Annotated in this window: 7 protein-coding genes; 2 read left to right on the top strand and 5 right to left on the bottom strand. The window is 74.2% G+C overall.

Annotation, left to right across the window (positions count from 1 at the left end; translation table 11 throughout):
- Positions 1–318: 318 nt before the first annotated feature.
- Positions 319–2,037, bottom strand: a complete 1,719-nt coding sequence (locus O4U47_RS27605) for an RNA polymerase sigma factor (protein ID WP_270680905.1) — start codon at positions 2,035–2,037, stop codon at positions 319–321.
- 351 nt (positions 2,038–2,388) lie between these two features.
- Positions 2,389–4,413 carry a SpoIIE family protein phosphatase gene (locus tag O4U47_RS27600; protein WP_270680902.1) on the bottom strand — a complete coding sequence of 675 codons (2,025 nt, stop codon included), beginning with the start codon at positions 4,411–4,413 and terminating at the stop codon, positions 2,389–2,391.
- 552 nt (positions 4,414–4,965) lie between these two features.
- Here O4U47_RS27600 and O4U47_RS27595 point away from each other — a divergent pair.
- Entirely contained in the window at positions 4,966–5,223 is a 258-nt protein-coding gene (locus O4U47_RS27595; protein ID WP_017539313.1) for a hypothetical protein, read from the top strand.
- Positions 5,224–5,558: 335 nt separating this feature from the next.
- Positions 5,559–7,295, top strand: coding sequence for a hypothetical protein (locus O4U47_RS27590; protein WP_270680904.1), 1,737 nt, complete (start codon positions 5,559–5,561; stop codon positions 7,293–7,295).
- A gap of 187 nt (positions 7,296–7,482) precedes the next feature.
- On the opposite strand, the gene O4U47_RS27585 is transcribed toward O4U47_RS27590, so the two are convergent.
- From O4U47_RS27585 to O4U47_RS27575, 3 genes are read right to left on the bottom strand one after another with little or no spacing between them, the layout of a single operon-like run.
- Positions 7,483–8,262, bottom strand: a complete 780-nt coding sequence (locus tag O4U47_RS27585; RefSeq protein ID WP_270680901.1) for a tyrosine-protein phosphatase — start codon at positions 8,260–8,262, stop codon at positions 7,483–7,485.
- Positions 8,263–8,312: 50 nt separating this feature from the next.
- Positions 8,313–9,035 carry a nucleotidyltransferase family protein gene (locus O4U47_RS27580; RefSeq protein ID WP_270680900.1) on the bottom strand — a complete coding sequence of 241 codons (723 nt, stop codon included), beginning with the start codon at positions 9,033–9,035 and terminating at the stop codon, positions 8,313–8,315.
- Positions 9,036–9,082: 47 nt separating this feature from the next.
- Positions 9,083–11,563: an AAA family ATPase gene (locus tag O4U47_RS27575; protein ID WP_270680899.1), complete on the bottom strand. Its 2,481-nt coding sequence runs from the start codon at positions 11,561–11,563 to the stop codon at positions 9,083–9,085.
- Positions 11,564–11,774 lie beyond the last annotated feature (211 nt).

Raw genomic sequence — 11,774 nt, 5'->3', positions numbered from 1 at the left:
ACGGAGAGGCCTGCGCGGCGGAGCCGCTTCCGTTGAGGGTGGTGGTGGGTGACGGGAGGGCGTAACGAAGCCGTATCAACGCTTTATCCCGTCCATACGCCCTCTCCGCGAGGATCATGAACGGCAAGATGCTGGATCGGATGACGGACGCGAACGACATCCGCCTCTGCGGAGCGCACCGCGGCGCCCTGTTCCCGGGCCTCGCCACACCCGGGGCGGGGACGCGCGGTCCGCGGGCGCACCGCCGGGGCCGACGGCATCGCGGGCGCCGGCCGGGGTGAACGGCCGGCGCCCGCGGGGCCGCACTCTCAGACGAGGTCAGTCCAGGTAGTCGCGCAGCACCTGGGACCGCGACGGGTGCCGCAGCTTGGACATCGTCTTGCTCTCTATCTGTCGGATCCGCTCGCGCGTGACCCCGTAGACCTTCCCGATCTCGTCGAGGGTCTTGGGCTGGCCGTCGGTGAGGCCGAACCGCATGGAGACCACGCCCGCCTCGCGCTCGGACAGGGTGTCGAGCACCGAGTGGAGCTGCTCCTGCAGCAGGGTGAAGCTGACCGCCTCGCCCGGCTGGATGGCCTCGGAGTCCTCGATGAGGTCGCCGAACTCGCTGTCGCCGTCCTCGCCCAGCGGGGTGTGCAGGGAGATCGGCTCGCGGCCGTACTTCTGCACCTCCACGACCTTCTCCGGGGTCATGTCGAGCTCCTTGGCGAGCTCCTCCGGAGTGGGTTCGCGGCCGAGGTCCTGCAGCATCTGGCGCTGCACGCGGGCCAGCTTGTTGATGACCTCCACCATGTGCACCGGGATGCGGATGGTCCGCGCCTGGTCGGCCATCGCGCGGGTGATGGCCTGGCGGATCCACCAGGTGGCGTAGGTGGAGAACTTGAAGCCCTTGGTGTAGTCGAACTTCTCGACCGCGCGGATCAGGCCCAGGTTGCCCTCCTGGATCAGGTCCAGGAAGAGCATGCCGCGCCCGGTGTAGCGCTTGGCCAGCGAGACGACCAGCCGGAGGTTGGCCTCCAGCAGGTGCTTCTTGGCGCGGGCGCCGTCGCCGGCGATCCACTCCAGCTCGTCGAGGAACTCCTCGCTCAGGGAGGCGCGCTCCTCGGCGAGCTTCTCCTCGGCGAACAGGCCGGCCTCGATCCGCTTGGCGAGCTCGACCTCCTGCTCGGCGTTGAGCAGCGCCACGTTGCCGATCTGCTTGAGGTAGTCCTTGACCGGGTCGGCGGTGGCGCCGGCCGCCACCACCTGCGCGGCGGGGGCGTCGTCGTCATCGTCGTAGAGGACGAACGCCTCGTCCTCGGAGGTGTTGGCCGCCGCCTTCTCGGGGATGCCGACGACCTCGGGCTTGCCCCCGGCCGCGGAGATCGGCCCGCCGACCGGCTCGGGCTTGTCCTCGGTGTCCTCGACCAGTTCCAGCTCGGCGCCGGTGTCCTCGATCTCCTCGGAGTCGGCGACCTCGAGGTCGAGGTCGTCGCCGGCGTCCTCGGCGACCTCCAGCGCGGGCTCGTCCTTCTTCTTCGCCCCGCCCTTGGCCGCCGCCTTCTTGGCGGGGGCCGCGGCCTTCTCCGCCTTCTCCGCCGGCTTGGCGGCGGTCTTCTTGGCGGCCGCCTTCTTCGCCGGGCGCGCGGGGGCCTCCTCGGCCTCGGCGGCCCGCTTGCGCGGGGCGGCCTCGGCGGCGGAGTCCACGACCGCGGTCACCGTCTCGGGCTGCTCCTGCGCGGCGGCGGCGCGCCGCGTGGTGCGGGAGGGCGGACCGGAGGCGGCATCGGACGAGGGCTGGTCCGACGCGGACGACGCGGAGGAGGACGAGGACCGGGTGGTCGTCTTCTTCGGGGCAGCGTTCTTGCGGCGCGCGGACTTGCGGCGCGAGGGCGCGGACTCCTCGGCACCGACGACGAGGGTCACGCCCTCCTTGGTCAGGCTGCGCAGCACGGCCTGGGCCTGCGACATCGGGATGTCGGCCTCTTCGAAGGCACGGCGCACGTCCTCGGGCTCAAGGTACCCCTGGGACCGCCCACGCTCGATCAGCTGCTGGATGACGGGCTCTTGCAGCGACTCCGGCTGTTTAGAGCGGGTCGAACTGGCAGGTGACACAAACACCTCTCGAACGGACGTGTGGCGAGATTGCTGGACCCGGCGGTCCGAAGACCTGTGGGAGGCGGAGCCACCGCCCCCCGGCTGTTGCCCGGGATCGTCCCCGCCCGCGAGGCGGGGTTGCCGATTCCCTTTCAGCGTATGCGCCCTCTCTAGCGTTTGGGCCCATCCGCCCAGTAGGATTTTTCTCCGCGGCCGCACGGATCCGATCCCACCGACGGGTCCTGACCCCACCCCCCGCGTGAGCGGGGATGATGGATCCTCCACCTTAGGTGTCGGACTTGTTCTTACGGTCTACGCCTCCGGTGCGGCCTCGATCACCGGGAGGTGGACGGCGAGCAGTGTGACGTCGTCGTCCTGCTCGTACCCTGCGAGCATGCCCTCCACAAGGTACTGGAGCATGTGCTGTGGATCCCCCACCACCTCCGGCGGCGCCTGAGACGCAACGGTGACCAATTCTTCCAGCCCGGACGCGACGGACCGCCTCCGGTTCTCAACAAGTCCATCGGAGTAGAGCACCACGGTGTTACCGGGTTGGACGAAAAACTTGTGATGGCCCCGCTCGGCCCGCACGCCCAGGGGCGTGTCGGGCTCGGTCTCCAGCAGCCACGGCTCGGTGCTCTCGGTGACCACCAGGGGCGGCAGGTGCCCGGCGTTGCTCAGGTCGATCTGCCCGGTCTCCGGGTCGAGCACGAAGTACACGAGCGTGGTGACCTGGTCGGCGCCCTCGGTGGCGTCGAACATGCGGTCCAGCCCGGTGAGCACGTCGGCGGGCTCGGGCATGCTGAACGCCAGCGCGCGCAGCGCGTTGCGCACCCGGCTCATCCCGGTGGCGGCCTTGATGCCCTTGCCCATGACGTCGCCCAGCACCCCGGCCACACGGCCGTCGGGCAGCGGGAAGGCGTCGTACCAGTCGCCGCCGACCTGCACGTGCTGGGTGCCCGAGCGGTAGAAGGCGCGCATCCGCACGCCCTGCACCTCCGGCAGGTCCTCGGGCAGCAGGCTGGCCTGCAGCGCCTCGGCGGTGCGGTGCTCGCGCTCGAAGAGCTTGGCCCGCTCCAGCGCCAGGGCGCACTGCCCGGCCAGCGCCTCCAGGAAGACCTTCTCCTCGTCGGGCACGTCGCGCGCGGCGGCGTAGGAGAAGCCGAGGGCGCCGATCGGTTTGCCGCCGCTGAGTAGCGGCAGGGCGGCCCACGCCCGCTCGCCGGGGACGGGCTCCTCGGCGGCGGCCTCGTGCTCTTCCTCCTCCAGCAGCGCGAGCAGGTCCTCGGGCCTGCCGGCGAAGCGCGGGCGCAGGTCGCGCACGGCCAGGCACATCAGGGCGTCCTGCCCGGCCCCGGCGGGGCGGCCGCGCTCGGGCACCCCGGACTCGCCGATCACCCGCAGGCGGGTGCGGCCGTCGTCGAGCTCGGCGACGCGGGTGCGGTCGGCGCCCACGGCCGAGCGGCCGATCTCCGCCATGGCCTGCACCACCTCGGCGACGGTGAGCGCCTCGGCCAGGTCGGCGGTGGCCTTCTGCAGGCGCACGGTGCGCAGGGCCGCCTCGCCGAGCTGCTGGGTGAGGCGCTGGCGCATCTCGTCGCCCTCGTGCTGGGTGGTCACGTCGGTGTTGTGGCCGACCCACTCGGAGGCGGACCCGTGGCCGATCAGCAGCGCGCGGGAGCGGAAGTGGCGGTGGTCTCCGGAGCGGGTGCGCACCCGGAAGGTCTCGTCGAACATGGTGCGGTCGGCGACCGCGTCGTCCCAGGCGCGCTCCACCCGCGGGCGGTCGTCGGGGTGGACCGCGTCCAGCCAGCCCCGCCCCTGGTACTCCTCCTCCGACTGGCCGGTGACGGCGCGCCACTCCGGGCAGTCCTCGGTGACCAGGCCGTCGGTGCAGGCGGTCCACACGACCTGGTTGGTGGCGGCCAGCAGCGCCCGGTAGCGCTCCTCGGTGCGGCGGCGGCCGTTCTTCTCGCCCAGGTCGACGGCGATCAGCGCCACTCCGTCGACGTCGCCGGCGCCGTCGTGCACCGGGAACCAGGACAGCGCCCAGTGGCCGCCGTCCCCGGCCGCGGGGAAGCGGTGCTCGCCGCACAGGTCGCGGTCGCCGGTGATGACGGCCGCGAGGGCGGTCTCGTGCGCGGCGGCGTCGGCCGGGCCGAGCACGTCGGCGGGGCGCAGCCCGAGGCACTCCTGCTCGTCCACCCCGTAGACCGCGGCCAGGGCCGGGTTGACGCGCTGGAAGCGGCAGGAGGAGTCGAAGAGCGCGAAGCCGATCGGGGCTTCCTTGAGGATCGTGTCCAGCAGCGCCGAGTCGGAGGGGCCGAGTCCGGACATGCGAGGGAGCGGAACGGACGTCTCGGTGCTCACCAGTGACACCTCCGGGGGGTCCTTCCCCCGTTGGACGGGGGCTCGCGCGCGCGAGCGCCGGAAAACACGGGCACTTCTGCTCCGGCCGTGCCGCGCTCGGTGGCGGGCGGCCCGCCCGAGGGGCGACGCGACGCGGCACGGTCGCCGCCACCGCCACAGCATAAGCCACATCACTCCGGCGGGCCGGACGGCGACGGAAAGTCGGGGGTGACGGCAGAGGACAGATGATACGCCGTCCCTTTTCTCCCCGCCTTCCCCCGCCGGTTTTTCGGCCCCCCTTTTTTCGCCGTGTCGTGTGGGCCCCCCGCACGCCGCGGCGACGGGGGCCGTCGTACCGGTTCCGAGTGCCACGCCCGAAACCCCTCCTCCCCGCCCGCGCCCCGCGCGCCCCACCGGTTCTCCCACAAGGCTTAAAGGCTGGGCAAGGTCTGCCCCGACGGGTCTTGACACTCCCTCCCGCGCGGATGAAATGGATGGTGGTCACCGTCCGACCACCGCCGGCGAGAGGCGTGAGCGAGGATGCTCCAGACTTTTCCCGCGACCGGGCTGCAACAGGTCGCCCGGCGCCTGAACGACGAGTTCGGCTCCCTGTCCCCGAGATTCGTGGAGCGCTGCGTCTGCGACGCCTGGAACTGCGCCGAGCACCTCGGCTTCCAGGCGACCCCGGTCCTGGTGGAACGGGTCGCACGGGAACGGCTCCAGGCCATGGTCATGTCCCAGCCCCCCTCGGGGCGGCTGGCGCCGCCGCGCCTGCCCGACCACGACACGTTCGGCTGAAACGGCCGCGGCGCCCCCGGGGACGGGCGCCGCTCCGGCGGGCACGGGCAGCGCCGCGCTCCTGCGGCGCCACCGCGGCACCCCCGCGACCGCTCTCCGGCGTTCCTCCGCCGTTCACGCACGTTTCCTGCGGGATTCGGCCGGCCCTCGCATGAGATCCGCGGCGGCGCGCCGAAGCCTCCCCTGACGCCTCCACGGACGTCGGACGTCCCGCCTTTCCACGGTCCTGTTCATCGGCGGCGTGCGGCCGCGGCACGTGCCATAGGCTCGGGCAGGTGTCCGTACCTCCCCTTCCCCCGGGCTCCGGAGCCGCCCCGGAGCCGGTCTTCGACGAGATGCTCCGGGTGGCCCGCGCCCTGCTGGCGATGCGCGACCCGCTCGACGCCGAGCTCGCGCTGAGCCGGATGCTGGGCGCCTGGTGGGGCCGAAGCATCCCGGGGATGAGCGGGGAGGACGTCGAGCGCCACCTGGGCGAGGGACTGATCGCGCGCGCCACCTCCGCGCGGAGCCCGGCCGGGCTGGCGCTGTTGTCCGGGATCGCCGCGCTCGGTCCGACGGAGCACCGGCGGGAACTGGCCCGCCAGGGGACGCTGGCCCTGTCCGACCAGGGCATGGCGCTGCCCGCGTGGGTGCGGGAGCTGGGCGCGGCCCGGCCGGTGGCGGCGTACCGGTCCGGGGACCGGTTCGGCGACGCCGACGAGGTGGTGTGCACCTTCCGGCGCGCGACCGAGGAGGAGGACCCGCGGGAGGACGCGGACGCCGACCCGCCCGGCGAACCGGACGAGGCCTCGGCGACCCACGCCCTCATCGCCGTCATCGACCACAACGCGGGCGGGGTGCTGCGGGACGCCTGGCTGACGAGCAAGGTGGGCCGCCTGCTGGAGCACGCCCGCTCCGAGGCCGGGCGCAATCCGATGGCGGTCTTCACCCGGATCTCCCCCGGGCGGGCGCGCACCCTGCTGGAGGCGGCGCTGCGGCGCACCGACCGGGTCGTCACGGGCGGCACGGGGCGCCCGGCGCGGCTCACCGCCGCCCGGCGCGAGGACCTGCTCGGCGGCTCGCTCAGCTCGGTGCACGCGCTGCTGCGGTCGCGGATGCGGGCCCTGCCCCGGGAGGGGCGCCCCGCGCCGGAGCCGGTGTGGCGGCGCGACGACCGGGCCACCCTCGCGGCGCGCTTCCTGGCCTCGGAGACCGCCGCGGAGCTGTCCGACTCCTACGCCGCCAGCCGGTGCGTGGACCACATCATCGCCTACGGCTGCGACGTGGACGGCGGGCGCCCGCTGCGGGTGAGCCCGCGCAAGGTGGAGGCGTTCCTGCTGACCTGGCTGCCGCGGCGGGTGGTCCTGCTGCGGGAGGAGTGCGAGGCGATGCCGCACGTGCTGGGGGCGTGGATCCGGTGGGCGGGGCCCCGGTGGGGGCTGCCGGAGTCCGCGGTCGGTGCGGCGCTGGACGCGCTGTGGGAGGCGATCGGGCCGTTCACCCGGACCTACCGGGACCCGGCCGAGTCCCTCGGGCTGGGCCGCCGCGAGGTGCGGCGGCTGCTGCCGGACGGGGACCTCGAGGCGCTGCCGCGGCGGATGTTCGCCTTCCCGCTGCTCGCGGGCGACCTGCTGGACGACGCGGAGGGGGCGTTCGACCCGTCGACCCCGCAGGGGCGGCGGGCGCTGCTCAAGCTCGACCACTTCGGCGAGATCGACGACCCCGAGGGGCGCCCGCGCGGCCGCCACTCGGTCGACGGCGGGAGGACCGGGGCCCACCGCCGCGCGGCCTCGGGGACGGGCCGGACCGGGGCGGAGCGTCCCGGTGCAGGGCGTTCCGCTACAGGGCGTTCCGGTCGGGCCCCGGAGGGGGATTCGGACCGCACGGCCGCCGAGGCGGAGCTGGCCGCCCACGAGCGGCTGGCCGAACGGTTGTGGGAGGGCGACCCGCCGGAACTGTGGGCGGCGGCGCAGCGCCTCCTCGACCGGGGCGAGAGCCGCCCGGCGGTGTTGCGGGCGATGATCACCGCCATGGAGGCGGCCGACCGGTCGGGGCGACCGGGTTCGCTGGCCGACTACCTGAACGAGCTGTAGCGGCGCGAACGGGCGGTCGCGGGCCACGGCGTAGGCCGGGCCGGCGCGCCCCAGAGCCGCCGTGACGGGGGCCGGAGCGATCGTCAGGCCCCCTTCAGTTGTTGATCTCGGGAGGAACGACCCTGAAACCGCGCTTGTAGCGTCGTTTTCCCGAGATCATCGGGGGTCCGGGGGCGGCTCCGGCCGGTCAGCCCTCCAGCATGCGTTCGCGCAGGGTGGTGATGAGGTCCGGGGCCAGCTTCAGCCCCTTGGAGACGTAGGCGTCGAACGTCCCGTAGGCCCGCTCCACCTCGGCGAAGGCCTCCGCCAGGTACTCCTCGCGCACCTGGATGATCGGCTCCAGCAGGTCGCCGTCGACGCCGTGGCGCTCGGCGCGGCGGCGCATCGCCCCGCGCAGGCGGTCCATGCGCGGGTTGCTGGCCAGGTAGTCCTCGAACACGACCTCCCGGTCCACGCCCAGCAGGGTGAGCAGCAGCGCCGCGCCCCAGCCGGTGCGGTCCTTGCCGGCGGTGCAGTGGAAGACCGCGGCGGTCGGCCCGGTCGCGGCCCGGCGGACCAGCTCGGAGTAGGCGGCGTTGGCGTCCGGCTCGGTCACCAGGACCCGGTTGACCTCCAGCATGAACGCGGCCGCTCCCCCGCCGCCCAGGGCTTCGGCGGCGGCCCCGGGGTCGGTCAGCAGGCGCTCCAGGTCGCCGCCGGTGGAGTGGTTGCCCTGCACGTCGAGCACGGCGTACTCGGCGCCGTCGGGCACCCGGTCGGGCTCGGCGGTGCGCTCGTGCGCGGTGCGCAGGTCGAGCACCTGGCGCAGCCCGAGCCGGGACAGAGCGGCGAAGTCCCCGTCGTCCACCCGGGCCAGGGCGTCCGCGCGGTACACCAGGCCGCGGCGCACGGCGGCGCCGTCGGCCGCGCGGTGGCCGCCGAGGTCGCGGAGGTTGGGGAGGGTGGCGAGGGCGGAGTCGTTCGTCATCGGGCCGAGCCTACCTTCCGGTCTGTCGGCCTCCCCCCGCCGGGGCGGGCTCAGCCCGCGTGCCCGAGCAGCTCCGGGATCTGCTCGCTCGCCTCCTTGACGTCCTTCACGGTGTCGACGCCGCGCCAGAAGCCGTCGATCCTGTACCCCGCCAGGCGCTTGTCCGCGGCCAGGCGCGGGAAGGTGGTCGACTCGTGGTCGCCCTTGACCGGCAGCAGCCCGGTGGCGGCCGCTTCGAAGATGTACACCCCGGCGTTGATCCAGAACGGCAGCATGGGGCTCTGCGTGAAGCCCTCGATGGTGCCGTCCTCGTCCACGTCCACGATGCCCCAGCTGGTCTGGTACTGGGCCAGGGCCAGGCTGGCCGCGGCGCCCTTGTCCCGGTGGAACCGGGTGAACTCGTCCAGCGGGAACCAGGTGAGCACGTCCCCGTTGAGCGCGAAGTAGGGGGCGCCGGAGTCCCGCAGCCCGGTCGCCGCGAAGCGCAGGGCACCGCCGCGGCCCAGCGGCTCGTCCTCCACCAGCAGGGTGATCTCCGGGCCCTCGGTACGCGCGGACAGGTGCTCGCGCAGCACGTCGGCCTTGTAGCCGCAGGACACCACGGCGTGCTCGACCCCGTGGCCGGCCAGCCACTCCAGCTGGTAGTCGATGATGGGGCGGTCGGCGACCTCGACCATCGCCTTGGGGCGGGTGTCGGTGTACGGGCGCAGGCGCGTGGCCTGGCCGCCCGCGAGGATGGCGGCTTCCCGGATCGGAGCGCTGGGTGCGTTCATGGAGCGGACACTAGCAGGGCCCGCGACGGCGCCGCGGGGACCGCTCGTCACCGCTGGGTGATCTCCTCGTAGGCCGAGCGCAGGTCGGCACTGGTCACCCGGGTGAGCTCCTCGGCGGTGGCGGCCTCGCCCAGGTCCTCGGCCACCCTGAGGTCGCGGTGGGAGCAGGCCTTCTCGTAGAGCGAGCGGGCGAAGCGGCCGTTGCCCAGCTCGTCGATCCACCCCTCCCCGCACACGTACCCGAAGATGCTGCGCAGGTCCTCGTGGGCCTCCTCGTCGAAGGAGTCGCCGGTGCGGGCGGCCACGGCGTCGGCGATCGCCGACAGCTCGTCGGGGGTGTAGCTGGGAAAGCCCACGCGCACGTTGAAGCGCGACCCCAGGCCCGCGTTGCTGGCCAGGAAGCGGTCCATCTCCCTGGGGTACCCGGCGAGCACGATCACCAGGCGGGAGCGGTCGTCCTCGGCCCGCTTGAGCAGCGTCTGGATGGCCTCGGCGCCGAACGCGTCGCCGCCGCTGTAGCCCGGGTTGGCCAGGGCGTAGGCCTCGTCGACGAAGAGCACCCCGCCCAGGGCGCGGTCGACGAGCTTGTTGGTCTTGATGGCGGTGGCGCCCAGGTGCTCGCCGACCAGGTCCGAGCGCTGGGCCTCGACGACCTCGGCGCGGGTGAGCAGGCCCAGGGCGGCGAAGACGCGGCCCAGGACCCGCGCGACGCTGGTCTTGCCGGTTCCGGGCGGGCCGGAGAAGACGAAGTGCCGCATGGGCGGCTGGGTGGGCAGGCCCTGCTCCTCGCGCAGCCGGACCACGCGGAGCTGGGCGGCGATCGAGCGGACCTGGCGCTTGACCGGCTCCAGTCCGATCATCCGGTCCAGTTCGGCCAGTGCGCCCTCCAGGTCGGGGGCGTCGCCGAAGCCGGGGATGCGGGCGGTGAGGCCCTCGTAGGCGGTGGCGATGTCGGGTTCGCGCACGGTCACCAGGTCGTCCGGGCTGGGGGTGTCGGCGGCGCCGGAGGTGACCACCCGGACGTCGCGCGCCTCGGCGGCCTTCTCCACCAGGGAGCGGGCGAAGCGGCCGTTGCCCAGGTCGTCGACGGCGCCGCGCTGCTCGACCTCCTCCAGGCGGCGGCGGAGCCCGGGCAGCGCGTCGGGGTCGAGCAGGTCGCCGCGGGCCCCGAACAGGTGCTCGCAGATGCGGCGCAGCTCCTCGCAGGAGTAGCTGGGGAAGGTCACCCGGGTGGAGAAGCGGGAGGCCAGGCCGGGGTTGGAGGCGAGGAAGCGGTCCATCTCGTCCTCGTATCCGGCGAGGATGACGACGAGGCGGTCGCGGTCGTCCTCGGCCCGCTTGAGCAGGGTCTGCACGGCCTCGCTGCCGAACCGGTCGGGCTGCCCGTCGCCCTCGTTGACCAGGGAGTAGGCCTCGTCGATGAAGAGCACGCCGCCCAGGGCGCTGTCGACCAGGGCGTTGGTCTTGATCGCGGTGGCGCCCAGGTACTCGCCGACCAGGTCGGCCCGCTGGGCCTCCACCACGCGGGCGGAGGGCAGCAGCCCGAAGGAGTGGAAGACGGTGGCCAGGGTGCGGGCGACGCTGGTCTTGCCGGTGCCGGGCGGACCCGAGAAGACCAGGTGCCGCAGGGGCTTGTCGACGGCGTACCCGGCGTCGGCGCGCAGCCGGGCGGCCTCGATGGAGGCGGCGATGGCCCGCACCTGCTGTTTGACCGGGTCCAGGCCGATCATGTTCTCCAGGCGGGCCAGGGCCTCGTCGACCGGGACGGGCTCGGCGTCGTCGGGGGCGGCGCCGGTGTCCCGGCCGGTGTCGGGCCGGGCGCCGCGGCCGCGGACGGACGTCCGGTCGGGCGCCGCTCCGGACGCGGTGCCCGAGGTGTTCCCTCCCCGGCCGGACGCGCCGGGGCCTCCGGGGCGCCGGGGACCGACGGGGCCGCCGCCGTCTCCGCCGACCTGCACCATGCCCCGGCGCAGGCGGTAGGCGGCCGCGGCCCGCCAGGCCAGGGCGGCGGCGGCCGCGCAGGCGGCGGTGAGGGGGCCGAGCGCGGGCGGGGCGCCGCCCGCGATCATCCCGGCGAGCCCGGTGCCCATGCCCGCGATGAGGGCGACGAGCAGGGCCAGGAGGGTGGTGTGCCAGGCGGGGAACTCGCGGATGCGCGAGGCGGCCAGGGAGACCAGGAGAGGGATGAGCGGGAGCAGGAGGAGGACCCCGCGGTCGGCGACGGGGATGGGGATCTGCAGCAGTAAGAAGGCGACGGCCAGCCAGACGATGCTCACCAGGGTGGTGGCGACGGCGTCGGAGGAGTGCATGAGGGCGGCGCCGACGGCCAGCAGGGTCACGGCGGCGGCGATCCCGGCCAGGACCGGGACGCCCGCGATGAAGGCGGCGATGCCGGTGACGGCGACCACGACCAGACCTGCGGTCCAGCGCGTCTTGGGCGGCCGGGCGCGGTAGGCGGCCCGGGCGCGTTCCAGGGGGGATCCGGCCGTCCCGGTGCGGACCGAGCGGGACCGGTCTTCGCGCGGCATACCCGTGCCTCCCTCATCCCGTCGCCTCCGCGGTCCGTCCCATACTGCCGCGAATGCCGGGGGCGGGAGAACAGCCCGCCCCGCCCCCGCCCGGCGTGTCGCCGTGCCGGGGTGCGGCCCGGCCCACCTGACAGGCGCGGATTCCCACGCGGTGAGGGGGCGTGAACACCGGCGGAGGAGGCGCCGCCCCGTCGACGGGGACCGCAGGGGG

Source organism: Nocardiopsis suaedae, from assembly GCF_027706745.1.
GTDB classification, from domain to species: domain Bacteria; phylum Actinomycetota; class Actinomycetes; order Streptosporangiales; family Streptosporangiaceae; genus Nocardiopsis_A; species Nocardiopsis_A suaedae.
Note: the sequence above shows the minus strand (reverse complement) of the source record. Positions and strands in the feature narration are given on the sequence as shown.

What these genes read in the sequence shown, in the direction of transcription:
- O4U47_RS27600 (WP_270680902.1), bottom strand. Translation starts at nt 4,413, where the DNA reads ATGTCCGGACTCGGCCCCTCCGACTCGGCGCTGCTGGACACGATCCTC.
- O4U47_RS27595 (WP_017539313.1), top strand. Translation starts at nt 4,966, where the DNA reads ATGCTCCAGACTTTTCCCGCGACCGGGCTGCAACAGGTCGCCCGGCGC.
- O4U47_RS27590 (WP_270680904.1), top strand. Translation starts at nt 5,559, where the DNA reads ATGCTCCGGGTGGCCCGCGCCCTGCTGGCGATGCGCGACCCGCTCGAC.
- O4U47_RS27585 (WP_270680901.1), bottom strand. Translation starts at nt 8,262, where the DNA reads ATGACGAACGACTCCGCCCTCGCCACCCTCCCCAACCTCCGCGACCTC.
- O4U47_RS27580 (WP_270680900.1), bottom strand. Translation starts at nt 9,035, where the DNA reads ATGAACGCACCCAGCGCTCCGATCCGGGAAGCCGCCATCCTCGCGGGC.
- O4U47_RS27575 (WP_270680899.1), bottom strand. Translation starts at nt 11,563, where the DNA reads ATGCCGCGCGAAGACCGGTCCCGCTCGGTCCGCACCGGGACGGCCGGA.